This is a genomic window from Streptomyces sp. NPDC056347, assembly GCF_042262625.1.
GTDB lineage: Bacteria > Actinomycetota > Actinomycetes > Streptomycetales > Streptomycetaceae > Streptomyces.
In genome coordinates this window covers 1-22,568 of record NZ_JBHJQP010000134.1, presented here as the reverse complement: position 1 = coordinate 22,568, position 22,568 = coordinate 1, and the positions used below count along the sequence as shown (strand labels likewise).

Below are 22,568 nucleotides of genomic sequence, written 5' to 3'. Positions count from 1 at the left end.
CCCCTGGCACTTCCCGTGCCGGGGGATTCTCGTCGTTCGGACTCTCGGCCCCTCAGGCGTCGAGAACCTGCCCGCTGCGCTGCACGACGGGCTTCTCCACGCTCCACGGGAAGTTGATCCAGTTGTCGGTCTTCTTCCACACGTACTCGCACTTCACGAGCGAATGCGACTTCTCGTAGATGACCGCGCTGCGCACCTCGGCGACGTGATCGATGCAGAAATCGTGCACCAGCTTCAGCGTCTTTCCGGTGTCGGCGACGTCGTCGGCGATCAGGACCTTCTTGTCGGAGAAGTCGATCGCGTTCGGAACGGGCGCCAGCATGACCGGCATTTCCAGGGTGGTGCCCACCCCGGTGTAGAACTCCACATTCACCAGGTGAATGTTCTTGCAGTCCAGCGCGTAGGCCAGCCCGCCGGCGACGAACACCCCGCCGCGCGCGATGCTGAGCACCACGTCCGGCTCGAACCCGTCGTCCGCCACGGCCTGCGCCAGCTCACGCACGGCGCGGCCGAAGCCCTCGTACGTCAGGTTCTCGCGCTCGTCAGTCGTCACATCACCGCTCATGGGGCATCACACCTGGGTCCGATGGAAATTCATGAAAGAACGCGACGCCGTGGGCCCACGCTGGCCCTGGTACCGCGACCCGTACCGCTCGGAGCCGTACGGGAACTCCGCCGGCGAGCTCAGCCGGAACATGCACAGCTGCCCGATCTTCATTCCCGGCCAGAGCTTTATCGGCAGCGTCGCCAGATTCGACAGCTCCAGCGTCACGTGCCCGGAGAAACCGGGGTCGATGAACCCGGCGGTCGAATGCGTCACCAGCCCGAGCCGCCCCAGCGAACTCTTCCCCTCCAGCCGCGAGGCGAGATCGTCCGGCAGCGAAATGACCTCGTACGTCGAAGCCAGCACGAACTCACCGGGATGCAGGATGAAGGCCTCGTCCCCGTCCGGCTCGACCATGCGGGTCAGATCGGCCTGCTCGACGGCGGGGTCGATATGCGGATAGCGGTGGTTCTCGAACACCCGGAAGTAGCGGTCGAGACGCACATCAATACTCGACGGCTGCACCATCGACGCGTCGAACGGATCAATGCGTACACGTCCGGCGTCGATCTCGGCCCGGATGTCCTTATCTGAGAGAAGCACGTCCCGAGGATACGCAGAACGCGCGGGCCGACCCCAATCAGGTCCGCCCGCGCGCCTGCCGCCACCCGCTACCGCTGCCCGGAAACCACGGGCACGGCATGCCGCAGCCGCGCACAGCGCGGACAGCGGATGAGCCGCCCCGGACCGATCCGCCCGGACCCGAGCTGCTGCATCGGGAACGTGGCGGTAGCGAAAACGTGCCCTTCGGCACAACGGACGACGGTGCGCTCCATGGAGTCCATCAAGTCCCTTCCCCAACAAGCCTTGGACGAGACCGCCACATTAGGGGATGAACGGGACGCCGCTCCACGCGGCACTCCGACCCCCCACGCTACGCCCCAACTCCCGCCCACCGCACCCGCATCCACCCATCCCCCACACCAGAAAGGCCCCACGGCTCAAACGCCGGGGACCTGGCATGGGGTACAGTGTGGGACGGTAGCCGCCGATCGGGCGGGCTGCTTTCGCGGGTGTAGTTTAATGGTAGAACATGAGCTTCCCAAGCTCAGAGCGCGAGTTCGATTCTCGTCACCCGCTCCATGAAAAAGCCCCAGGCCAAGCGCCCGGGGCTTCTTTGTTGTCTAGACCACTTCAAGCGTCCCGCACCAGATCCGCACCAGAAGACTTCTCGTCGGCCTTCTTGCGGGCAGCGCGCACGAGGTCGTCTAGCCCGCTCGCGACCTCCTGCTGTCGTTCAAGATCCGAGTGCTGGTAGATCAGTGCGGCCTTCTCCGATGACTGGCCGGCGCGGACCATCGTGTCCTTGAGCGTGGCCCCGGACCGGGTGGCCAGGGTGTGCCCGGTGTGACGAAGGTCGTAGAAACGAAAGCCGTCCGGCATGCCGACGAGAGCACGAGCCTTGCGCCACTTCCGCCCGAAGGTGGAGCGCCGGAACGGCTTGCCCTTCTCCCCCACGAACAGAAGTCCGTCCGGCCCCTTCTCCGCGTACCAGTCGAGGTGACGTCGTAGGTCGGTCCGGAGAAAGGCCGGCAGGACGACGACTCGCTTGCCCGCTTCCGACTTGGTGTCGCCGGGAGCACGGCGACCGGTGGTCAGCTCAGGTGCGGCCATGCGTACCCGGATGGTCATCTCGTCCAGGTCCACATCCTTGCGGCGCAGCTCGGCCTGTTCCTCCGGCCTCATGGGGCCGTACGCGCCGAGGAAGACCATCAGCCGCCAGCGAGGCCCGAGGGCGTTGGCGAGCGCGTCGACCTGGGCGACGGTGGCGATCTGGCGTTCGGCTGACGACTCCTTCCCGGCACCCCTGATGCGACAGGGGTTGCGACGGATCAGCTCGTCGTCGACCGCGGTTTCCATGATGGCCTTGAGCAGCCGGTACGACTTGGCCACAGTCGTGGCGGCCCTGGTGGACGACAGCCGCTCGGTTCGCCAGGTGCGGACACGGGGCGCGGTTATCTCGTCGAGGTCCAGGCCCTCGAAGGTGGGCAGGAGATGGAGCCGCAAGAGTCGCCGGTACAACTCGTCAGTGGTGGCGGAGAGACCGCGCTCCTCCACCCACTGGAGGGCGTACTCCTTGAAGTTCACCGCACCGGCGTCCGGGTCCTGCCAGTTCCCACGCGTGAGATCGGCCTCGACCTGGGAGAGCCAGATCTCCGCGTCCTTCTTGGTCTCGAAGGTCTCGGGCGTACGGAAGTCCTGCCCGTCCGGACCCAGGTAGCTCGCGGTCCAGCGGCCGGACCGGTACTGACGCACAGCACCGAAGCGCCGGCGGCTCCCCTTCGCGTTCCCCATCAGGCGGCCCTTCCGTAGCGGGACCGGCGACGGCGGATGGGCTGCACGGTGTTGCCCTCGATGTACGCCACCAGGACGCTTTCCTTGATGCGCACGTGACTGCCGACCTTGACGAAGGCGATCCGACGTTCGGCGATGAGGCGGCGGGGGAAGCGTGCGGTGGTGCCGAGACGTTCGGCGGCTTGGTCGACGGTGAGCAGGGGGTCAGTCATGACAGGTCTCCTTCCAGGGCGGCGAGGGCATCACGGGCGGTTTCTCGGTTGAGTTGTAGGTCTCTGGCGATCGAGGCGGCGAGAACGGACTCGCCGGGGCTGTGGCCCTGTCCGGCGTACCGCCAGTCGGTAAGGACGAGGACGGTCGGGTCCTGGTCCGGATCGGGCAGACCAAGTTCTTCGCGCTGCTGGGCGGCGCGGTAGTCGGCGCGGATCTGGCGGAGGGCTCCAAGGGTGGTCGAGTAGCGGCGGGATTTGGAGGAGAAGTGGCCGCGGAAGCCGAGCATGTGGGCCCAGGCCCTCAGTCGCCGGTCCGGGTAGAGCGGATCGAGGTCGAAGCAGGCTTCGATGAGGCGGCGCGGGTGGTCGGGCACGTCGAGGAGGGCCAGGGCTTCACGGTTGCCGACGCGGCGGTCAACGGTGCCGGTGGTCTCGGCGGCTTTGGTCGCGTACTTGGCGACGTAGGAGGCGACGGCCTGTTCGGTGATGTCGGTACCGGCGTCGAAGGCGCGGATGGGACGGATGTCGAGCTGGGTGCCCCAACGGAGCGGGCGAGCCGGTTGGCCGGCGGCAGCCGAGACGGTGACGGTCGTGTACGAGTGCGCGACGGCCGCGCGGATGGAGTCGCTGAGCAGCTGCACGGAGGCCCAGGAGGGCGGCGGGCTGTCGGCCCCGTCCGGTCCGTCGAGGCGTACGACGGCATGGAAGTGGATGGCCCCGCGCTTCTGGAACTCGGCGACCTTGCCGTACGAGACCCGTGCCACTTCCTTGAGTTCGCGTTGGGTGAGCCCGGCGCGGGCGGCGATCTCGCGTCGGAGCCGGTTGGTGAAACGCTGCCACAGGTTTCCGGCGTGGTTGTTGAAGAGGACCGCGCCCGCGTAGTCGTACGAGTCGGGGTCGAGCGGGGTGCCGAGGGCATCGCCGTCGGGCCCATGGGCGGTGCCGCAGCGACAGCGACCGGAGTCGGGGCGGTTGTGGACCGGGCCAAAGGAAGGAGCGGTCAGCGTGGCGAAGACGCGCGGATGGTCGCGGACGGTGGCGGGGACGTCCTTGTCCTGGTCGCCCGCCAGTCCGGCGCGGATCAGGTGGTACGTGTCGGCGGAGTAGGTCCAGGCGCAGGCCGGGCAGCGGGAGGCACGGCGGTTGCCGCAGGCGACGCGGAGCCGTCCGCCGGGCTCGGTGCAGGTGGAGTAGCGGTGCAGGGTCTCACCGGTGGCCTTGTCCTTGGTGAGTGTCCAGCCGGACAGGTGGATGGGGTTGGAGCAGCCACCGGTGCGGCGGATCTGGTCACGCCAGCGATCGAAGCCGGTGGACCCGGCCACCCGCAGCAGATCGCCAAGGGTGGCCGGGGCCAGGCCCGCGAGGGTCGCGGTGTCCGTCACGCGTGCTCCCGCTGGGCGACCGGGGCCGGGACAGCGGCGCGGGTGGAGCCGGTGCCCGAGCAGCGGCGGCAGGTGACCAGGAGGGTGGCGCGGGTGCCGTCGTCGAGGAGCATGCCGGTGTCGATGGCGACGGCGGGGAAGCCGTCGCAGTCCGGGCAGATCCGCGTCCGGGCAGGGCTGTGCTGGGCCATGATGGTGGTCCTTTCGATTGCGGTTGGAAGGGGCCGGACCGTCCGGGCGGCGGCGATGCTTGGCGGCTTGTGCGCCGCCCGGAGGCCGGTCAGTGCTTGATCAGTTGGAGCGCGGGCGGGCGCCACGTCGGCCGGCGGTGCCCTTGGTCGCGTACATCGCGGAGTCGGCGACGGCGAGCGCGTCGGAGAGGCTGCGGACCGGCAGGTCCGTCAGGTGGCAGGAGCCGACCGAGACGGAGACCGGGAGCCAGTGCCCGGCGTGGGTGACGGGCTGACGCAGGACCCGGTGGAGGCTCTCCAGGTCCGGGGTCCGGCGGGCAATGGCGACGAACTCGTCTCCGCCGAGTCGTCCGGCGATGCCGTGGCGTCCGCACCAGGTGGCGAGGCGTTCGGCGGTGACGGCCAGGGCGACATCCCCGGCGGCGTGGCCGTGGGAGTCATTGAGGTTCTTGAAGTCGTCCAGGTCGAGCAGGAGGACGACGGCGTCCCGGTGCCGACGGATGACGCGTTCGGCAATAGCGGTCCATCCGGCGCGGGTACGAAGACCGGTGAGCGGGTCTCGGCGAGCGGTGGCGAGCCGGTGGGTGAGCAGGGCGGTGTGCGAGGCCCAGCCGACGAGCGGTAAGGCGAGGGCGAGCGCTTGGGTGTCCACGGTGCTCCTTCGATGCGGTTGGAAGGGGTTGCGCGGGCCGTCCGGGCGGCGGCGATGCTTGGCGGCTTGTGGCACCGCCCGGAGGCCGGTCAGCGGTGAAATTCCTGGCGGAGGATGCGCACGAGGACCAGGAGCACGACGCCGCTGACGGACAGCGCGAGTGCGGTGATGGCGACAGCGAGGAGCATCGAGGTGACGACCGCACCGACCGCGACGACTCCGGTGACAGCGACGACGGGGTTGGCGCGCGCCATGTCGACGACTCCGGACCGGGCGGGTGCGGGGGCGGGGGTCGGCGACTGGGTGTGCTCAGTCGACACCGGGAGCGGTGCGGCAACGTGCCTCGTGGCGGCGAGGGTGTGGGTGTCGGAGTCCGGGAACTTGGGCTTGAACACGGCGGTTCTCCTTTCTGGGCTGACTACTTGGCGAAGCTGTCCACGGCAGGTGCAAGGAAGCTGTCCGCGAGGAGGTAGCCGCCGAAGAGCAGGACGACGACCAGCCACATGGGCGGGCGGACGAGCTTGATACCGAGAGCGCCGACGGCGATCAGCGCGAGCCAGAGCGGGACGTCCATGACGTGATCTCCTCTGTGATCAGCGGGCGTTGCAGCGGTGGGTGCGGGCGGCGAGTTCGGCCGAGGCGCGGTTCAGGTAGTCGGCGGACCAGTCGCAGCCAGGGGCGGTGCAGGCGGCGGCATGGGCATCGCGGCCGTGGCGGTCGCGGTGGGTGCCGATCTGGACAGGGCCGATGCGGTCGACGTTCCAGAAGCGGTTGCGGGCCATGGGTTCACCTCCTCTCAGGCGAGCTGGGCGGCGATGGCGTCGGCCATCGGGGCAGGGACACCGAGACGGGCGCGCAGGGTGACCGTGTCGATGTCGTGGCCAGTCGTGACGCGGTGGGTGTCGGCGAGTTTGCGGGCGTGGGCGACGAGGGCCGGGGGCACGGACGGAACTGTCGGCAGGGCGGGCGCCGTGGCGGCCGGTGCGATCTCGTCCGGATCCTGGTGAGCCGGTTCCAGCGTGGGCAGATCGCGTACCGGTGCGGGGCGGTCCGGTGGCTCGGGCTCGGCTTCGGGTGCGGCATCCCGGACCGGAGCCGGTTCGTCGTGCTGCACAGTCGGAGCAGGTGAGTGGGCCAGGAGCGTCCCGCCGAGGAAGGCGAGTGCCGGCCACCCCGCGACAAGGATGCGAAGCCAGGCGGGGACGTCCGCCAGGTCGAGCAGCCCGGCGGTGGCAATGTTCGCCCCGAGGGAAGCGGCGAGCGCGACGGCGAACCAGATCCACGCGGCCCGCCGGGGCGAGTCGGTGTTCCGCAAGGTCCGAAGTCGGTGCCAGGCGGCGACGAGCAGCAGGTCTACGGAGATCGGGTAGGCCCATGCCTTCCAGCCGTTCTGTCCGGCGGCCTGGGCCAGGTCGTGAAGGTGGGAGAAGGACAGTGCACCGGCGATCACGGCTTGAACGAGTACGGCATCCAGGCGGAACGACGACCGCATGACAGGTCCTCCTTTCGGGATTGCGAGCGTCGGTGGTCAGTCCTTGTCAGGGACTAGGGCGAACGAGACCGGGGCACCCTGCGGGCGGAAGGCAGCGAGGCCGGGAAGGTCCGGGGTGAGCCGGGCGTGTTCGGCGCAGGCGGCGACGGCCTGATCGATCGAGAGAAGAGGGCTACGGACGATGGACCAGCCACCGGAGGAGTCACCGGCAACCGCCGTCCCTCGTTGGTCGGGGCCGATCGCGGTGGCCGCCACGACGGCGAGCGGGCTGATGTCGCCGAGCGCCATCTTGGCTGTGGTCTCATCGTTGACCCGGTGCGAGATACGGCCGGTGAGCTGTGCGCGGAGAGCTGTTGCTCCCTTGCCGAGTTCGGCCCCGAAGCGCTGCCCGCAGATTTCGAGGTAGATGCCGGCGGCGCGGCCGAGCTGGGCGATGCGAACGAGCTGGGTGACCATCCGGTCCCGCCGCTTTTCATCGGCTGCGGTGGAGGCGAGGAACAGTTCCGCCACCTCGTCCACGAACAGCACCAGGGGCACCGGCCGCAGGTCATCGGGGAGGCCCCAGATGTCCGAGCTGATTCCTTCGGGACCGGTGCCGGGGGCGAACTGCTGGATCGTCCGGATCAGTTCGTACCGGTCGGTCATCTCGGACACCAAGGCGTCGAGCAGTTCCGCGGCTTCCTCCGGTGTACAGGCGAGCGCCGAGAGGCGGCGAGAGAACGGCGCGAGCTCCACGCCCCACTTGCAGTCGATACCGACCAGCGCCACCGGTTGCGGGGCGAGCCCGGCGATCAGCCCGCGCAGGTAAACGGACTTGCCCGACTCGGTTGCCCCCATGACCAGTTCGTGAGCGATGGCCCGGAAGTCACGGAAGTGCGGAAGGCCGTCAGCTCGTAAGGCCACGGGCACACGCAGCAGTTCGCGCTGCCCGGTGTCCGGCATCACGACCCTCCGGAGCACGTCGTATCCGATGACTCGAAGCTGAAGCCATCCGGGCCGCAGGGGAGACATGTGGACCGCAGAGGCCCGCCAGGAATGGCGGAGCCGTTCGCCCGCCGTCTCGAAGTCCCTGACTTCCTGGCCTGGCCGCATCCGTATCCGCAGCACCAGCCCGTTCCGGTTGATCCGGACGCGGGTGATGCGGGGCAACATGCGGGACGGCTCCCGCCGAGTGGCCGTAGCAATCGCCAGCCGGATACGGGACGGCGGTTCGTCCAGCCCACAGGCTTCCATCACGGACCGGTAAGTGATCGCGATGCGGGCCAGCTTGGCGGGGGCGGCAAAGACGACCCAGAACCAGGCGGGCCGCAGGCGGCGCAGGAACAGCAGGCCCACGGCTATCAGCACCAGGGCAACCAACGCGGTGATGTGTCCGCCGGTCACGGGTCAGCCCACCAGCGAGGTCACAGCGGCGGCGCGGAAGGAAATCCCGTGCCGCTTCTGACCGTTGAACTCGTTCTCCCACGGACGGGCTACCAGCGAGGTCAGTGCCACCGGGGTGCCCGTGGCCAGCTCACCGGAGATGTCCGCCTCGGGAACGGTGACCGAGACGACCTCGGCGTTGCCGTTCGCGACGAACAGGACGTCGACGGTCATCAGGGTGCCGCCGCTCTCCGGGTCGACCGCGACCACGCCGGCCTTCTTGTCCCGCATCTTCGTGGTGGGCGGCTGGGCCACCATCACGGTCACGCCGGTCATGTCGACGGGGATCAAACGCACAGGGATCACTCCTCTAGAAGTGCCGAACTCCGTCACTCATGTATATGAGTGACATGAAGAAGAGTGCATCACTCCTATACATGAGTCAACCCGCCGCGAAGAAGAAAACGCGGCGGGTTGCAGTGAGTTGAGTGTGCGTCAGTCGACGGCGGGGATCCGGTAGCTGAAAACGAACTGGTCAGCAGCCATGAGGGTGTCGCAGACCTCAACCACACGGCCTTCTTCGGTCACGGCGTCCCGGATGAGATGAACGACGGGGGCACCGGGGCTCAGCGCCAACTCGGAAGACTCCGCCTTGGAGGCCGGCCGCGCCTGGAGGGTCTCGACGAACTCCGCGAAGACGTGGCCGTTGTCCTCAAGCCGGGCGTAGATCCCACCGGGTCCGGGGTTCTCGGAGAAGAGCTCGGGGATGTCCTTCACAACGTCCCACGGCAGGTACGACGTAGCGGTCTCGACCGGAGTGCCGTTACGGAAGTAGAGACGCCGGCGGGCCAGCACCTTCGTTCCAGCATCGACGCCGAGGCGTTCCGCAATGTCCTCGGGCGCGTCGGCCGGGCCGATGAACAGCACACTCACCTTGGCGGTCGCGCCGGCCTGCTCGGACTCGGCGAGGTACGCGGCCTTGCCGCCCTTGCGGTGCGAGCGCCGGAACCGGTCCGAGGAGCGGTGACGTACTGGGGGCCGGGCCTTCACCAAGGAGCCCTTGCCATGCCGGGTCTCCACCAGGCCGCTCGCGCGAACCTCCACCATGGCCTTGCGGATCGTGCCGCCGGATACGCCATAGCGGTCAACCAACTCGGACTCACTCGGCACCATGTCGCCAGGCTTGAGGACACCGGCCCGGATCTGCTGAACGATCTCGTCGGCGATCTGAACGTACCGAGGTACGGACCTGCCACCTCCTACTGCTGTTCCCATCGACCTACTCACTCTCCTATGCTCCTGTACATGAGTAACAGCGCCCAAGAAGCCCCGTCAACGCCGAAGCACAGTGTGTCCGTGGCGGGGGCGGTGGTGCGCGAGGACGGGCGACTCTTGGCGATCCGCCGGGCGGACAACGGGACGTGGGAGTTGCCGGGCGGGGTGCTGGAGCTGGAGGAGTCACCGGAGCAGGGCGTCAGCCGCGAGGTCTGGGAAGAGACCGGCATCCACATCGAGGTCGACCAGCTCACGGGCGTCTACAAGAACACCAGCCGCGGCGTCGTCGCCATGGTCTTCCGGTGCAAGCCCTCCGGAGGTACCGAGCGCACGTCCGACGAGTCGACCGCAGTCGAGTGGCTCACCCCGGAACAGATCACCGAGCGCATGTCCGAGGTCTACGCAATCCGCCTGCTTGACGCCCTTGATGAGGCAGGCCCTCACGTGCGGAGCCACGACGGCAAGCACCTGATCCCAGCGCAGTAGAACTTTCCCTACTTCATCAAGGCGTCTCGCTCCGCTCGCCGCGCGCTCCCCGGCTCACCGCCGGGGCCTGGCGCTCCTGCCTTCGGCCCGCTCTGGCCCCGGCTACGCCGGTCGCGCGGCTAGAGCGAGCACCGTTGCGGGGAGAAACCCGCTGTGGCTGGGGCGGTCGGCTCCACGGCTTTAGCCACCTCCCCGGTTCGGGTCCCGCGTCGAGCAAGACCAGGGGGCCACTCGTTCAAATTCCGGGCAGGATCACAGCCTGCCCGAGTTGCCGGCCAGCGTACGGCCCCCTGATCATGCTCGACCCCAAACCAGGCAGGACACCGGCCAAACCCGCTCCACCGACCTCACGCCATCCCCGTCAGCGCTAGCTTTCAGCCACCAGGCTTGATCTCGCCCTTCCAGTCTGGCTATGTGAAAGGTAAGTATGATCTAGTTTCCATAAATGCAGTGCGCGGCGGCCAGCAGGCGAGGACGATAGGCGGCATGAAGCAAGCAAGCATGCACGTAGCGTCTTTGACGCTGGACGAGACCAACCCCCGGCACGCGAACAAGACTGCAAGTCTCGAAGAATCGATCGCCGCCCTGCTCGCGAAGGGCCCCGAGAAGCTCCTCAAACTGGCCAGGGATATTTGTCAGCACGGTATCAATCCCTCAGAACTGACCATCGTACTCGTAGGCGACGATCACAACGTAGTACTCGAAGGAAACCGGCGGGTCGCGGCCCTCAAGTTGCTGCACAACCCCGCCCTCGCACCGACGGATAAGCTGCGCAAGCAGTTCACGGCTATCGCCAAGAGCGGTGACTTTCCGCGGCGGCTCACTTGTGTGGTCGCTGAGAGCCGGATGCAGGCTGAGCACTGGATCAAACTGAAACACACCGGGGAGAACGGCGGCGTCGGCGTCGTCAGGTGGAGCACTGGCGAAGCGAGCAGGTTCAATGGCCGGTCGACACCGACCGAGAAGGCGCGGCTCTTCATTGACGCAGTCAATGACTGGTTCCCCGATGAGCCGGACTTGCGGTCCGACACGCAGACGGTGCGCGACGTTCGGATCACCAACCTGGGGCGGATGATTGCAGATCCTGCGGTCCGGAATCGGCTCGGCATCTCCTTCGATGGGGATGTTGTCCTCAGAAGTTACCCGGCAGCAAAGCTCCAGCCGATCCTCGCCCGCTTGTTTCACGACCTTGCCGGCCCCGTCTCTGTCGATCAAATCAAGAGCAAGAGGGATCGGGAAGACTACCTGGAAAAGGTAGAGGGTGAGCTTCCCAAACTCGCTGACCGGCTAGAGGAGCCCGAGAAATATTCAAAGTCCGCCGGCGCAGAAGGTCCCGAAGGAATTGCCGAAGCAGAAAACGGGTCTGACACGCCGCCCAAACCGGGTCGGCGGAAGAGGGCAGACTTCGAGAAGAGGCTGTTCCAGGGAGTAACGCTGCGACACGTAAGCCTCAGAACCTCTGACGTGGTCGAGGAGGCGAAGCGGATCAAGATAGACGAGATGCCGAACGTTGCAGCCGTCATGGTCCGTGCAGTCGTGGACATCGTGGTCACCGAGGTCGCAGACCAGCTCGGGTGGCGGCGGAACCAGGACACGTTGAAGGGTAGGATCGGCGCTGTCCTGCACCAGGTGGACCCGAACAAGAACGACCCCTACCTCGCCAACGCTTGGCGGTTTTCCCAAGAGGACGACGGAGCACTCATCTTGAAATCTCTGCATTCGTTCGTGCATACCTGGCAGAACAACCCCTTGTCCTCCGAGGTGCGGAAATTGAGCACCGCATACGGGATCGTTCTAATTAAGGCTGATGAATTGCTGGAAAAGAAAAAGCGATGAGGTACATTAGCCCTCTTCGCTACCCCGGCGGAAAGGCCCGCCTGGCTCCGTATGTAGCCCACCTACTAGCACGACAACGCCCGCGTCCCAAAGCGTATGCAGAAGCATTCGCAGGGGGCGCGGGCGCTGCACTTCGATTGCTTATCGATAACGAAGTCGAACATATCTATATCAATGACCTCGACCCTGGGGTGGCGGCACTCTGGCGGTGCATTTTCAATGACACCGAAGAGCTTATTGATGCGGTTGCACATGAAGAAGTGAGCATCGCAGCATGGCATCGCCATGCGGAGATTTACCGAACCCCGAAAGGAAGGAATGACCTGGAGCTTGGATTTTCAACATTCTTCCTAAATCGCTGCAACCGATCTGGCATCCTACGAGCACGACCAATTGGAGGACTTGACCAGACCGGTGACTGGAAGATTGACGCTCGTTTCAATCGTACCAACCTTATCGAGCGGATTAGAAACCTCGGACGCTACAGCAATCAGGTCACCCTATCGGAAATTGATGCACGGAAATTCATCAGGTCGCTGGAACATCAAACCGACGATGTACTTCTATACGTAGACCCACCTTATCTCGTGCAAGGCGACCGCCTTTACATGGACTCTCTCGCCGAAAAAGATCACCAGGAACTTTCTACGCTGTTGCACGAAACTTCACTGCGATGGCTATTGACATACGACGCCGACAAGCGAATCACCGAGGAGCTCTACAAGGGATTTCGCTGCGTCGAGTTCAGCATTCTACACACGGCCCAAATACAGCGCACAGGAGCCGAGTATGCAATTTTCGGAAACCAGCTAATTCTCCCAGAAGTTACCGGGATTATTGGCGAGGGAAACTATCGATGGATGACCTCAAAGCGCAAGAGGAAGACAGCCTAAAGGCTACTCAGCTCTCTTTGCATTCAGTGAAAATGAACGCACGGAGCGTTCACTGACCGCAGAGGCCTTGCACCGCAGCTTGACCGTCGTAGCCGCACCAGATGCGCACCAGATTAGAGGGTGCCCGGCGGTCAACAGCGGAGCATTGCACAGGAACCGCACCCGCTCGGTAGCCCGCTCACTACTGGCCAGCACCCCGGAACCCATAGCTGAACGGTGATTCCCAAGCTCAGAGCGCGAGTTCGATTCTCGTCACCCGCTCCACGTAAGGCCCCAGGTCAACAGCCCGGGGCTTCTTTTTTGTCTAGACCATTCCGGAACCGTGCGCCCTCGGCCGTCCGGTTCCAGGCCGCAATCAGAATCTGATCGACGTCGAGCCGGTGGCAAGGGGCTGCTCCCTCGTGAGCACGGCAAGGACGACGGGCAGCGCCGGATGGTCGGCTGGAGCAGCACGTCCGACCCTGACGCCAGCCCGTTCCAGCGACAGGCAACTTCTTCTCACAGGGCGTGGACCTCGGCGGATCCCCGTTCCAAGCCATACCCGCGAGCGGCCCCTCGTCCCACCCGCCGAAAAATGCCTGGCAGCCGACACGTCGCTGATCCATGCGTGCCGGCGCCGCCACTGCAGCTCACTCGTACTGACGGCAAATCCCGGGGAAAACCGCCTGCACCCGCATCGATACGAGATCGAGGGAGGTGCGGGCGTCGTCCGCGGCAGCGTCGAAGCCGAGTTGGAGGGCCAGTCCCTCGGCCAAGCTGTGCAGTTCGAGGGCGGCGAGCTCCGGATTGGTGCCGTCCGGCACCTCGCCGCACTCCTTTCCGTTGTGGACGGCCCTGGAGAGCATCGAGCGAATGAGGCGGCCGGTCTCGGCGTGGGCGTGGGCGAGACGCGGGTTGTCCACCGTGCGGCCGACGAAGGCCAGCGCCACGCGGTGTGCCGAACGGCGCGGCGGGTCCACCGGGAGCCATTCGGCGAGGCCGTCGGTGACCACGTCACGGATCGGCAGCCGCTGCACCCTTGATCGTTCCTCCAGCGCCGAGACCCGCTCCAAGGCCTTGCGGACCACCCGCTCATGCGTGAACAGCAGCATCTCGTCCTTGGTCGAGAAGTAGTGCTGCACATGGCCGACGGAGACCCCCGCCGCGGCGGCGGTGCGCGCCACGGTGACGCGGTCGAGGCCCTGCTCCGTGATCAGCTGCTGGACCGCGTCGGCGACCTGGATACGCCGGGCTTGGTGATCGACGACCTTCGGCATGCCGTCAGCGTATCCGGCCGCCGACCTTGCAGCGCGCTTTTACCGTATGGCTATATTGTAAAAACCGGAGACGGAGAGGGGCTGCAGGCATGAGGATGAGGCCGGAAGCGAAGTGGCGGCGATGGCGCGCGAGGTGCTCCAGGGCGTTAGGGGCGGTGCTGGCCGCGAGTGCGGTGGCCGGGGTGACGGCGACGCCCTCGACTGCGGCCGCTTCCGGGCGCTGGGCGGCGATCGACGCCTTCGTCGAGGAGCGATTCGACGCGACGGGCACGCCTGGCGCAGCGCTCGTCGTGATCGAGGGCGGGCAGGTCGTGCACGAACGGGGCTTCGGCAAGGACGGCCGGGGCCGATCCGTCACGCCGGCCACGCCGTTCCTGTGGGGGTCGGTCGCGAAGCCGCTCACCGGGCTTGCCGTGCTGCAACTCGCGGAGGCCAGCCGCGTACGCCTGGACGCGCCGGTGCGGAGGTATCTGCCCTGGTTCCGGCTCGCCGACAAGGACGTGTCCGACCGCATCACGGTCCGGCATCTGCTCACCAATACCAGCAGCATCCCCACCTCTGCCACCACCGAGGTCGGAGACCGCTACGACAACACGCCCGGCGCCCTGACCAAGGCGGTCCGCGACCTCTCCGGGATCTCTCCCGAGGGCGAGCCGGGCAAGTCCTACGCATACTCAAGCGCCGGCTACGCCGTCCTCGGTGCGCTGGTCGAGGAAGTGTCCGGGCGGCCGTTCGGCCCATATCTGCACGAGAAGATCCTCGGTCCGCTCGGCATGGAGCACGCTGTCGTCAGCGAGCGGGACTTCGCACGCGAACAGGTGCCGCCCGGGCACCGCTTCGTCTTCGATGACCCAGTGCGCTTCGACGCGCCGTACGACACATCGGGCACCCCTGCCGCCCATATGGGCGGCAGTGCAAGGGACTTGAGCCGCTTCGTCCTCGCCGAGCTCGGCGGCGGGCAGCTGGAAGGCCGACGGGTGCTGTCGGCAAAGGGGATCGCCGAGAGCCAGCGCGGTCAGGTGGACAGTGACGTGGACCGGTTCGGTCTCGGCTGGTCCGTCGGCACCCTCGAAGGCACGAACGAGCGCATGGTGTGGAAGTCCGGTTCGCTGCCCGGCCACGACGCCATGATCGTCATGCTTCCCGACAGCGACCGGGCTGTGATCGTCCTGCAGAACGCCTTCCACCTCCTGCGCGCCCAAGAGTTCCACGACGCCGCAATCGGAACGGCCCAGCTGCTGTCCGGTGCGGACCCGCGCAGCACCTCGACCGATCCGCTTGCCACCCTGCTGCCCTGGACCGTGGTCGTACTCGCCGGGCTGCTCGCGCTGTGCGTGGCCGCCCCGGCGCTGCGCTTCCTGGCCACGCGGCGGGCGGCGGCACAAGCCCGTTCCCGGCGCCGGATCGTGCTGAACACGCTTGCGTCGGTCGCCGGCTCGCTCGCCCTGGCAGCGCTGTTGTGGTGGGTACTGCCCTCCGCTTTCGGCGGCTCGATCGACTCGGCCCTGCTGTGGCTGCCCGACGTGGGGTGGGCCGTGGTCGGTGTCGTGGCGCTCACCCTGGTTCTGGCGGTGGAGCGACTGGTGCTCGGCGTGGTTGACCTGCGGCGGCGACGGGACGAGGGCCGGCCGACGGCCGACAAGCCCGAACCCGAGCCACATGCCGGGGCCGCCCCGCGCACCCTGGGTTGAGATCGCTCGTGGGCCACTCCCAGGTCCTCGTGCAGGCGCCCCGGGATACGCGCCCGGCAAGCGACCTGCGACAGGCCCGACTCGATACTTCGGGACGAAGCCCCTGCACCGGGTCGGGGCCGAATGCAGTGGCCGGCCGGGACGCCTCCGGCAGCAGCCCCACGGCCGGACGCGAAGAAGCCGGTCGGCATCCGGCCGTGCGTGGAAGTCGAGCCTCAGGCAGTATCCAGGGCCCTGCCGACCAGTTCACCGGGCACGTCCTCCATGGTGACGAATCCGATCACCTGACCGCCAGTGCCCTGACCGCGCCCAGGTGGCTGCCGGTCGTACGCAGGGCGATGAGGCATCGTCGAGCGGGATGTCGATCCGGATCCGGGTCACAGCGTGCAGTGCGGCATGTGAGAAAAAGGCTGAAGCCTCCTCAGCCGCGACGGAGTCTGACGGCAGACGCTTCTCTCGAGTCGTGCCACAACGTGCCAGCAGAGGCGGTATACAGCGGTCAACGAGGTGTCGGAAGAGACCGACAGAACGGGATCGTCAGCGACTGTTCCCACAGATCAGCGGCTACATCTAGGCCCAGGCTCCGGGTGATTCCCAAGCTCGGAGCGCGAGTTCGATTCTCGTCACCCGCTCCACATGAAAGCCCCAGGCCAGCGGCCCAGAGCTTCTTTGTTGCCCAGACCTCTTGCCGGACGGCGCGCCCTCCGCGTGCCCCGGCCACGGCACGCCTATAACTGCAAGCCACCCAACCGGCTCGGCGCACCCGGGCGACGGTTCCAACCCGTCCTACGGAGGCGGCGGTACGCACAACACGCCGTCCACGGGCGGCCACGCCGCGGACCGCCCGACCAGTGGCGGCTCGGGCAGCGGCGCGGGTTCGTAGACGCCTTCCGGCGGCGGCCATGGCGAAACCCCGAGTACGGGCGCGAGCGGCCACTCGGAGAGCACCTATGGCGGCGACGGAGCACACAGCAGCGACGCGGGCGGTGACAACCCTGCGGCCGGTTCCGCCCATCACGGATCCGGTGACGGTGCCGATGGCCAGGTTGAGAAGCACACGCCCCGGCGGGGAGACGCAGGAGCGTGAGGGACCAGGAACATCGGATACTTCGGGTGAGAAGGACGCGACGCCCGGCGATCGTGTGAACGAGCCGATTCCGGAGTTGACGGCGGAGGAAAAGGCAGCGCACTGGGGCCATCTGGAAGAAGTGGAGAAGCGGTCTCCGGAAGAATTCGATCATCTGAGGCATGACCCGGATCACAAGAATCAGATCAATGACAAATCGATGGATGAGACCCAAGTCGGTCTCGACCTCCGGGAGAGCGGATGCCTTCCGAAGGACATCCGCCGTCCGGAGCTAGCCAATAAGGGCGAGTTCTATTCCGAAACCACGGGTGAGTACTATGACATCAAGGGCGTCCACTCCGACTACCCTCCGTTCAATAATGTGCGCTACAAGTCCCAGCCGTTCAAGGGCGCGTTCGACCCGACCAATAATGAAGCATGGGTCAGCAAACAGCTGGCGAAGCAGATCAAAAAAACATGGACGTATAGTAATTATTGACATCCGGAATGCAAATCAAGCAGCAATCGACAGCGTCAAGGCAGCTGTTGAAATCCGCGGTTGGGGAGATCGTGCCATCTGGTACCCGTAAGAACTGGAAGCCGATCGTTCTCCCCACTGACCCGGAAGCCACGCGGCAACTGCAGGAATGGCTTGCCTCGGACGAGTACAACCTCAACGGTATGGGGCGTGACTTCCGGGGCGCCGACCTCTCGGGCGGGGACTTCTCGAATACATGGTTCACCGACGCCATCCTGGTGGGCGTACGGCTTGTCGGCACGTCCTTCTACTGGGCCGACCTTCAGTCAGCCGATCTGACCGGAGCGGATCTGACCGGAGCGGATCTCGTCAGGGCGAACCTGGACGAGGCCGTGCTCCGATCGGCGCGGCTCGACGGGACGGACATGGTCCGGGCTTCGCTGTGCGATGTCGATGCATCGGGAGCGAGTTTCCGCAAAACACGGTTTCTCGGTGCTTCGCTGATCGACACCGATATGAGGGGGGCGGACCTGACTGATGCTGTGCTTGACGAGAACTTCTTCGAGATCAAAGTCGACGACGCTACAGTGGTGCACGGCCTGACCGGCACCGTTTTCGGGCCGATCACCGTCTTCAGCGGCGAATCGTCCCGAGAGCTGGCCGACGCAGAACTCGAGGCGTGGATCGGTGCGCGAGGCGGACAGGTGCGAGTGATTCCACCGCGCCGCCCATCACAATAGGGCCTGGCACGGTCCATTAGTCGGAATCCACGAATTCCGCGACAGATGGCTCGTCGGGCGGCGAACTCAGAGGAGCCACGAGCCGCCCCATGCACCGCCATCGTGAATGGTGCGGCACGCATTGCGACGGGCGGCCGACGGACGACATCATGGCCCATGACTCGCTCGAAATTCCCCGTTACACCGGCCCCGCGTCCCCGGCCTCATCGCCTTGGTGAACGCCTCTGGGGCGCCCGAGATCGAGCGGCTGCCGACTTGCGTCGTGCTGACAACCTGGGGCCAGGCGGCGGAATACGGATTCCCAAGCTCGGAGCGCGAGTTCGATTCTCGTCACCCGCTCCAGGATGAAGGCCCTGGTCGGGTACCAGGGCCTTGTTTGTTGTCTCGGCCGGTCCGGGCCTGCGTGCCGTACGCGCTGTAACGGGGCGTCAGATGGAGTTCCCGCGCGCGGTCTCGGACACCGGGACTGGCATCAGGGGATCCGCGTCGCCGATGATTCGATGGATGAGGCTCGAGTCGGTCTCGAAGAGCGCCACGGAAGAGCACGGTTGGGGAAATCATGTCATCCGATACCCGTAAGGAATGGGAGCCGAGCGCTTTCCCGGACGACCCTGAAGCAATGCGTCGGTTGCGTGAATGGGTTGCTGAGGATGGCTACAGCTTCTTCGGTGTCGAGCAGGACTTCCGGGGCGCCGATCTCTCGGGCGGCGACTTCACGAAGGCATGGTTCACTCAGGCGGTCCTGGCGGGCACGCGGCTCGTGGGGGCGACTTTCTACCGCGCCGACCTTCAGTCGGCGGACCTCACCGGTGCGGATCTGACGGGCGCCGACCTCGTCAGGGCGAATCTTGACGGGGCCGTGCTCCGTTCGGCGCGGCTCGACGGTGCCGACATGGTCAAAGCATCGCTGCAAGGGGTCGACGCGTCGGGAGCGAGCTTCAGAGGAACGCGGATCATGGGGGCCTCGCTCTTCGGCGTCGACATGAGGGGAGCGGACCTGACCGACGCGGTCCTGTTCCGGAACACCTTCAAGGTCACGGTCGACGACGCCACGGTGGTACGTGGCCTGACAGGCACCGTTTCCGGCCCGATCGCCGTCTTCAGTGGCGACTCGTCCCATGAGCTGGCCGGCTCACAGCTGGAGGCATGGATCGCTGAGCAAGGTGGCCAGGTGCAGGTGGTTCCTCCCTACCGCGCACCGCGGTAGGGCCATGGGAGACATCGCGCACCCAAGGACGTGATCGCGCTCACCGGGCACACGCCGGACGCGCCGAGCGTTCTGGCGGGCTTTCCCGCGGACGGCCGGGACCTGCGGATCGACGGGCTCGCGGTCTCATGTAGGTCTCCCACGAGCCGCGGGAGGGCTTGCCGGGGATCCGGGCCCGCGGACACAGGTTCCGACGACGGACCGCGGGCGTCGCAGCACATCGACCGCCTCGCTTTCGGGAGACGCCGCGCCCGAGGTGAATGAATATCTGTGCCGGCGAACTCAGAATTTAACAGCTCCCGCCGGGAGAGTTTCTCTCGCAGCGCACACCGGAAAATATTCGGCACGCACAAGCCCCTCACGTCATGCTAATATCGGACTCGGTTGCAGTCTTGGTACCCAAAAACTTCAAGCGCCCCCGATCGGCCTCGGTGCCACAGGGAGGCGTTTTGTATTTCCGGTCATTTTCCGGGCAGGGCATCATCGCGGCGACACGGTTTCCGCACAGTGCGGGTTCCGATGTACTGCCCAAAGGAGATATGACATGGCTACTGGCACCGTGAAGTGGTTCAACTCGGAAAAGGGCTTCGGCTTCATCGAGCAGGACGGTGGCGGCCCCGACGTGTTCGCCCACTTCTCTAACATCGCCGCCCAGGGCTTCCGCGAGCTGCAGGAAGGCCAGAAGGTCAGCTTCGACATCGCGCAGGGCCAGAAGGGCCCGACGGCCGAGAACATCGTTTCTGCCTGACGTCGGCGCGCATTCCGTAGCTGGGGCCCGCATCCTTCGGGGTGCAGGCTCCAGCTGCACGCTTTTCCGCAGCGGTTCACCTGCGGTAGAAAAATATTGAGGTGCGCAGGTCTCGCAGGGCGCACCCGGCGACTCACCAGATTCTTTTCTGCACGCCATCCATCATTTCTGCGCACGTCGACACGGAATTCCCGTAGGCAACGTTCGCATTTCATTCGGTCCGTGCCTGTGATTTCTCGCGCTGCTCCTACGCCGCGGAATTCCTTGATACGTTCCGTATCAAGGAAGGTTCTGTATGAACCCCACGCGCGCGAACAGCCGCTCCCCCAGTGCCCGCCGCAACGGCGGCCGCGGGTACGACTCCCCTGCTGGTCCGATTCGGGGCAGCCGCTTCGGTTCGTCCGCCCAGAGCCGTTCGTCCGCCCAGAGCCGTTCGGCAGGTCCGGGCCGTTCGAGTGGCCGACGGCCTGCCACGATGCAGGGCGAGTTCGCCGTGCCCGAGACGATCACTCCGGCGCTGCCCTCGGTGGAGGCGTTCGGCGACCTCGACATGCCGAGGAGCCTGCTGGCCACGCTCAGCGCGCAGGGAATGGCCGTGCCGTTCCCGATCCAGGGTGCGACGCTGCCGAACTCCCTGGCGGGCCGTGACGTCCTGGGCCGCGGCCGGACCGGCTCCGGCAAGACGCTCGCCTTCGGCCTGGCCCTGCTGGCCCGCACCGCCGGGCAGCGCGCCGAGCCCGGCCAGCCGCTGGCCCTGGTCCTGGTACCCACCCGGGAACTCGCTCAGCAGGTCACCGACGCGCTCACCCCTTACGCCCGAGCCGTGAAGCTGCGTCTGGCCACCGTCGTCGGCGGGATGTCGATCGGCCGGCAGGCGCACGTGCTGCGGGGCGGCACCGAAGTCGTCGTGGCGACCCCCGGCCGTCTCAAGGACCTCATCGACCGCGGTGACTGCCGACTGGGCCAGGTCGCCGTCACGGTCCTGGACGAGGCCGACCAGATGGCCGACATGGGCTTCATGCCCCAGGTCACCGCGCTCCTGGACCAGGTCCGCCCGGAGGGCCAGCGCATGCTGTTCTCCGCGACCCTGGACCGTAACGTCGACCTCCTGGTCCGCCGCTACCTCACCGACCCCGTCGTCCACTCCGTGGACCCCTCCAAGGGTGCGGTCACCACGATGGAACACCATGTCCTGCATGTGCACGGTGCCGACAAGCACCGGCTGACGACGGAGATCGCGGCGCGCGACGGCCGGGTGATCATGTTCCTGGACACCAAGCACGCCGTGGACCGCCTCACCCAGGACCTCCTCGCCAGCGGCGTCCGGGCCGCCGCCCTGCACGGCGGCAAGTCGCAGCCGCAGCGCACCCGCACCCTCGCCCAGTTCAAGACGGGGCACGTAACCGTCCTGGTCGCGACGAACGTCGCGGCGCGCGGCATTCACGTCGACCACCTCGATCTCGTCGTGAACGTGGACCCGCCGACCGACCACAAGGACTACCTCCACCGCGGCGGCCGTACCGCGCGGGCGGGCGAGTCCGGGAAGGTCGTCACACTGGTCACCAACAACCAGCGCCGCGGCATGACGCGCCTCATGGCAGCCGCCGGCATCGTGCCCCGGGCCACCCAGGTCCGCTCCGGCGAGGAAGCACTCCACCGGATCACCGGCGCCCGGACCCCCTCCGGCGTTCCCGTGACCATCACCGCGCCGACGCCCGAACGGCGCAAGCGCGGCGCGGCCTCCCGCGGTCGGCGCGGCTCCGCCACGGCTGCCGGGCGCGTGGGCGGGCAACGGCCCGCCTTCGACGCGGCGGCCTGAGAACCGCGTGATCCGGAAGCCGACCCATCTCTGCAGGAGGCACATTTTGACGCTCGTTCAGATGCAGCCCCACTCGGCGGACACCGCCGCCGTGCCCCGAGCGGTGCTCGACGCCATGAGCACGGCCGGGCCACAGGTCTGCGACGACATGACCGTAGAGGTGGCCCTGTCCGTCATGGCCAGTGCCAGGACCGGACACCTGAGGGTCTGCGACAACGACGCTCTGTGCACCGCGCTGGTCACTCGGGCCCAGCTCACCACCGTCCGCGACAGCCCCGCCTACACGGACCGGCTCCAGCTGCGCGACGTCCTCGGCGACCGCGGGCCGCACGCCTCGCCCGCCACCACGACGGCCGGGCACACCACGTACCACCGCCGGGCCGCCATCCCGTCCGCCGTGGACGAACAGGACAGCACCCCGGGCGTCCTCGCCCCGGCCCTCTGAACCGTCTCACCACGACGGAACAATCTCCCTCCTCTTCTATGAACCTGTGAGGCATCGTGCGCTGTGTCATCGCCCGCTTCCCGTTCGAACTCACCAGGAACGGCGTCCTGGAATCCATGAAGGGCATCAAGCCCGAGGAGGTCGTGGGCGAGTCCGTGACCATCGGCCGCCGCGTCTATCCCGTCAAGCAGGTCGGCGAGGTCATCACCCGCCAGGATCGCCGCGACTTCAGCGCAGGCGAAGTCGTCCGGGCCATGACGAAGCTCGGCTTCACCTGCCACGGCCTTCCCGGGACCGCGGCTCCCACCCGCGCCCCCAGCCCGTTGCAGCAGGCCTCCGCGATGCTCGGCGTCTCGGCGACCATCTGATCTCTCCGGCCGTCGGGCCGTGGGAAAGCACGGACCGGCAACCGAACTGCCAAGAGGGCCCGACCGGCAC

26 protein-coding genes and 1 tRNA gene are annotated in these 22,568 nt (G+C 66.8%); 12 read left to right on the top strand and 15 right to left on the bottom strand.

Going from position 1 to position 22,568, the window contains the following annotated elements; all coding sequences use genetic code 11:
* Nucleotides 1-52 precede the first annotated feature (52 nt).
* Together ACFCV8_RS26325 and dcd are read right to left on the bottom strand one after the other, a co-directional pair.
* Nucleotides 53-553, bottom strand: coding sequence for a phosphoribosyltransferase (locus ACFCV8_RS26325; RefSeq protein ID WP_376687919.1), 501 nt, complete (start codon nucleotides 551-553; stop codon nucleotides 53-55).
* An 18-nt stretch (nucleotides 554-571) separates the two neighbouring features.
* On the bottom strand, nucleotides 572-1,147 hold the full coding sequence (dcd, locus tag ACFCV8_RS26320; RefSeq protein ID WP_283852536.1) for a dCTP deaminase: 576 nt from the start codon (nucleotides 1,145-1,147) through the stop codon (nucleotides 572-574).
* Between the two features lie 466 nt (nucleotides 1,148-1,613).
* Here dcd and ACFCV8_RS26315 point away from each other — a divergent pair.
* Nucleotides 1,614-1,687 (top strand) — tRNA-Gly (locus ACFCV8_RS26315).
* 51 nt (nucleotides 1,688-1,738) lie between these two features.
* On the opposite strand, the gene ACFCV8_RS26310 is transcribed toward ACFCV8_RS26315, so the two are convergent.
* The 12 genes from ACFCV8_RS26310 to ACFCV8_RS26255 form a co-directional block, all read right to left on the bottom strand.
* The gene (locus tag ACFCV8_RS26310; RefSeq protein ID WP_376687918.1) at nucleotides 1,739-2,899 is read right to left on the bottom strand and encodes a tyrosine-type recombinase/integrase; all 1,161 of its coding nucleotides are present in this window, start codon (nucleotides 2,897-2,899) and stop codon (nucleotides 1,739-1,741) included.
* Nucleotides 2,899-3,111, bottom strand: a complete 213-nt coding sequence (locus ACFCV8_RS26305; RefSeq protein WP_376687917.1) for an excisionase family DNA-binding protein — start codon at nucleotides 3,109-3,111, stop codon at nucleotides 2,899-2,901. The genes ACFCV8_RS26310 and ACFCV8_RS26305 overlap by 1 nt, the downstream gene beginning before the upstream one ends.
* Nucleotides 3,108-4,493, bottom strand: a complete 1,386-nt coding sequence (gene repSA, locus ACFCV8_RS26300; RefSeq protein ID WP_376687916.1) for a replication initiator protein RepSA — start codon at nucleotides 4,491-4,493, stop codon at nucleotides 3,108-3,110. Before repSA ends, ACFCV8_RS26305 begins: the two co-directional genes overlap by 4 nt.
* Nucleotides 4,490-4,684 (bottom strand): hypothetical protein, encoded by a 195-nt coding sequence (locus ACFCV8_RS26295; RefSeq protein ID WP_376687915.1) that lies wholly within the window; start codon nucleotides 4,682-4,684, stop codon nucleotides 4,490-4,492. The genes repSA and ACFCV8_RS26295 overlap by 4 nt, the downstream gene beginning before the upstream one ends.
* Nucleotides 4,685-4,784: 100 nt before the next feature.
* Entirely contained in the window at nucleotides 4,785-5,336 is a 552-nt protein-coding gene (locus tag ACFCV8_RS26290; protein ID WP_376687914.1) for a GGDEF domain-containing protein, read from the bottom strand.
* 89 nt (nucleotides 5,337-5,425) lie between these two features.
* The gene (locus ACFCV8_RS26285; protein WP_376687913.1) at nucleotides 5,426-5,731 is read right to left on the bottom strand and encodes a SpdD protein; all 306 of its coding nucleotides are present in this window, start codon (nucleotides 5,729-5,731) and stop codon (nucleotides 5,426-5,428) included.
* 23 nt (nucleotides 5,732-5,754) lie between these two features.
* The gene (locus ACFCV8_RS26280) at nucleotides 5,755-5,910 is read right to left on the bottom strand and encodes a hypothetical protein (RefSeq protein WP_376687912.1); all 156 of its coding nucleotides are present in this window, start codon (nucleotides 5,908-5,910) and stop codon (nucleotides 5,755-5,757) included.
* 19 nt (nucleotides 5,911-5,929) lie between these two features.
* Nucleotides 5,930-6,118, bottom strand: a complete 189-nt coding sequence (locus tag ACFCV8_RS26275) for a mobile element transfer protein (RefSeq protein ID WP_376687911.1) — start codon at nucleotides 6,116-6,118, stop codon at nucleotides 5,930-5,932.
* 14 nt (nucleotides 6,119-6,132) lie between these two features.
* Nucleotides 6,133-6,828, bottom strand: coding sequence for a DUF2637 domain-containing protein (locus tag ACFCV8_RS26270; RefSeq protein ID WP_376687910.1), 696 nt, complete (start codon nucleotides 6,826-6,828; stop codon nucleotides 6,133-6,135).
* Nucleotides 6,829-6,864: 36 nt separating this feature from the next.
* Nucleotides 6,865-8,211, bottom strand: a complete 1,347-nt coding sequence (locus ACFCV8_RS26265; RefSeq protein WP_376687909.1) for an FtsK/SpoIIIE domain-containing protein — start codon at nucleotides 8,209-8,211, stop codon at nucleotides 6,865-6,867.
* Between the two features lie 3 nt (nucleotides 8,212-8,214).
* Complete coding sequence (locus ACFCV8_RS26260) at nucleotides 8,215-8,547, bottom strand: hypothetical protein (RefSeq protein ID WP_376687908.1); 333 nt, start codon at nucleotides 8,545-8,547, stop codon at nucleotides 8,215-8,217.
* Nucleotides 8,548-8,685: 138 nt separating this feature from the next.
* A complete protein-coding gene (locus ACFCV8_RS26255) occupies nucleotides 8,686-9,465 on the bottom strand; it encodes a GntR family transcriptional regulator (RefSeq protein WP_376687907.1) in 780 nt (259 codons plus the stop codon).
* 18 nt (nucleotides 9,466-9,483) lie between these two features.
* Between ACFCV8_RS26255 and ACFCV8_RS26250 the strand changes: the two genes are divergently transcribed.
* The 3 genes from ACFCV8_RS26250 to ACFCV8_RS26240 all read left to right on the top strand — a co-directional run bounded on the left by ACFCV8_RS26250 (nucleotide 9,484) and on the right by ACFCV8_RS26240 (nucleotide 12,680).
* Nucleotides 9,484-9,951: an NUDIX hydrolase gene (locus ACFCV8_RS26250; protein WP_376687906.1), complete on the top strand. Its 468-nt coding sequence runs from the start codon at nucleotides 9,484-9,486 to the stop codon at nucleotides 9,949-9,951.
* A gap of 486 nt (nucleotides 9,952-10,437) precedes the next feature.
* Entirely contained in the window at nucleotides 10,438-11,787 is a 1,350-nt protein-coding gene (locus ACFCV8_RS26245; protein WP_376687905.1) for a hypothetical protein, read from the top strand.
* Entirely contained in the window at nucleotides 11,784-12,680 is an 897-nt protein-coding gene (locus tag ACFCV8_RS26240; protein ID WP_376687904.1) for a DNA adenine methylase, read from the top strand. Before ACFCV8_RS26245 ends, ACFCV8_RS26240 begins: the two co-directional genes overlap by 4 nt.
* 629 nt (nucleotides 12,681-13,309) lie before the next feature.
* On the opposite strand, the gene ACFCV8_RS26235 is transcribed toward ACFCV8_RS26240, so the two are convergent.
* The gene (locus ACFCV8_RS26235; RefSeq protein ID WP_376687903.1) at nucleotides 13,310-13,936 is read right to left on the bottom strand and encodes a TetR/AcrR family transcriptional regulator; all 627 of its coding nucleotides are present in this window, start codon (nucleotides 13,934-13,936) and stop codon (nucleotides 13,310-13,312) included.
* A gap of 155 nt (nucleotides 13,937-14,091) precedes the next feature.
* On the opposite strand from ACFCV8_RS26235, the gene ACFCV8_RS26230 reads away from it, so the two are divergent.
* The 8 genes from ACFCV8_RS26230 (at nucleotide 14,092) to ACFCV8_RS26195 (ending at nucleotide 22,498) form a co-directional block, all read left to right on the top strand.
* The gene (locus ACFCV8_RS26230; protein ID WP_376687902.1) at nucleotides 14,092-15,627 is read left to right on the top strand and encodes a serine hydrolase domain-containing protein; all 1,536 of its coding nucleotides are present in this window, start codon (nucleotides 14,092-14,094) and stop codon (nucleotides 15,625-15,627) included.
* A 950-nt stretch (nucleotides 15,628-16,577) separates the two neighbouring features.
* The gene (locus ACFCV8_RS26225; RefSeq protein WP_376687901.1) at nucleotides 16,578-17,192 is read left to right on the top strand and encodes a hypothetical protein; all 615 of its coding nucleotides are present in this window, start codon (nucleotides 16,578-16,580) and stop codon (nucleotides 17,190-17,192) included.
* Nucleotides 17,193-17,200: 8 nt separating this feature from the next.
* Nucleotides 17,201-17,911, top strand: coding sequence for a pentapeptide repeat-containing protein (locus tag ACFCV8_RS26220; protein ID WP_376687900.1), 711 nt, complete (start codon nucleotides 17,201-17,203; stop codon nucleotides 17,909-17,911).
* Nucleotides 17,912-18,470: 559 nt separating this feature from the next.
* The gene (locus tag ACFCV8_RS26215; protein ID WP_376687899.1) at nucleotides 18,471-19,118 is read left to right on the top strand and encodes a pentapeptide repeat-containing protein; all 648 of its coding nucleotides are present in this window, start codon (nucleotides 18,471-18,473) and stop codon (nucleotides 19,116-19,118) included.
* 544 nt (nucleotides 19,119-19,662) lie between these two features.
* On the top strand, nucleotides 19,663-19,866 hold the full coding sequence (locus tag ACFCV8_RS26210; RefSeq protein ID WP_376627045.1) for a cold-shock protein: 204 nt from the start codon (nucleotides 19,663-19,665) through the stop codon (nucleotides 19,864-19,866).
* 295 nt (nucleotides 19,867-20,161) lie between these two features.
* Nucleotides 20,162-21,685 (top strand): DEAD/DEAH box helicase, encoded by a 1,524-nt coding sequence (locus ACFCV8_RS26205; RefSeq protein WP_376687898.1) that lies wholly within the window; start codon nucleotides 20,162-20,164, stop codon nucleotides 21,683-21,685.
* A gap of 46 nt (nucleotides 21,686-21,731) precedes the next feature.
* Entirely contained in the window at nucleotides 21,732-22,130 is a 399-nt protein-coding gene (locus ACFCV8_RS26200; protein ID WP_376687897.1) for a hypothetical protein, read from the top strand.
* 56 nt (nucleotides 22,131-22,186) lie between these two features.
* Nucleotides 22,187-22,498 carry an SCO5918 family protein gene (locus tag ACFCV8_RS26195; RefSeq protein ID WP_376687896.1) on the top strand — a complete coding sequence of 104 codons (312 nt, stop codon included), beginning with the start codon at nucleotides 22,187-22,189 and terminating at the stop codon, nucleotides 22,496-22,498.
* The last annotated feature ends 70 nt before the right edge of the window (nucleotides 22,499-22,568 follow it).

Excerpts from the sequence above, each read along its gene's own strand:
- ACFCV8_RS26310 (WP_376687918.1), bottom strand. The coding sequence starts at position 2,899 with ATGGGGAACGCGAAGGGGAGCCGCCGGCGCTTCGGTGCTGTGCGTCAG.
- ACFCV8_RS26205 (WP_376687898.1), top strand. The coding sequence starts at position 20,162 with ATGAACCCCACGCGCGCGAACAGCCGCTCCCCCAGTGCCCGCCGCAAC.
- ACFCV8_RS26215 (WP_376687899.1), top strand. The coding sequence starts at position 18,471 with ATGTCATCCGATACCCGTAAGGAATGGGAGCCGAGCGCTTTCCCGGAC.
- ACFCV8_RS26235 (WP_376687903.1), bottom strand. The coding sequence starts at position 13,936 with ATGCCGAAGGTCGTCGATCACCAAGCCCGGCGTATCCAGGTCGCCGAC.
- ACFCV8_RS26240 (WP_376687904.1), top strand. The coding sequence starts at position 11,784 with ATGAGGTACATTAGCCCTCTTCGCTACCCCGGCGGAAAGGCCCGCCTG.
- ACFCV8_RS26250 (WP_376687906.1), top strand. The coding sequence starts at position 9,484 with ATGCTCCTGTACATGAGTAACAGCGCCCAAGAAGCCCCGTCAACGCCG.
- ACFCV8_RS26275 (WP_376687911.1), bottom strand. The coding sequence starts at position 6,118 with ATGGCCCGCAACCGCTTCTGGAACGTCGACCGCATCGGCCCTGTCCAG.
- ACFCV8_RS26280 (WP_376687912.1), bottom strand. The coding sequence starts at position 5,910 with ATGGACGTCCCGCTCTGGCTCGCGCTGATCGCCGTCGGCGCTCTCGGT.
- ACFCV8_RS26210 (WP_376627045.1), top strand. The coding sequence starts at position 19,663 with ATGGCTACTGGCACCGTGAAGTGGTTCAACTCGGAAAAGGGCTTCGGC.
- ACFCV8_RS26305 (WP_376687917.1), bottom strand. The coding sequence starts at position 3,111 with ATGACTGACCCCCTGCTCACCGTCGACCAAGCCGCCGAACGTCTCGGC.
- ACFCV8_RS26255 (WP_376687907.1), bottom strand. The coding sequence starts at position 9,465 with ATGGGAACAGCAGTAGGAGGTGGCAGGTCCGTACCTCGGTACGTTCAG.
- ACFCV8_RS26295 (WP_376687915.1), bottom strand. The coding sequence starts at position 4,684 with ATGGCCCAGCACAGCCCTGCCCGGACGCGGATCTGCCCGGACTGCGAC.
- ACFCV8_RS26220 (WP_376687900.1), top strand. The coding sequence starts at position 17,201 with ATGCAAATCAAGCAGCAATCGACAGCGTCAAGGCAGCTGTTGAAATCC.
- ACFCV8_RS26245 (WP_376687905.1), top strand. The coding sequence starts at position 10,438 with ATGAAGCAAGCAAGCATGCACGTAGCGTCTTTGACGCTGGACGAGACC.
- ACFCV8_RS26225 (WP_376687901.1), top strand. The coding sequence starts at position 16,578 with ATGGCGGCGACGGAGCACACAGCAGCGACGCGGGCGGTGACAACCCTG.
- ACFCV8_RS26270 (WP_376687910.1), bottom strand. The coding sequence starts at position 6,828 with ATGCGGTCGTCGTTCCGCCTGGATGCCGTACTCGTTCAAGCCGTGATC.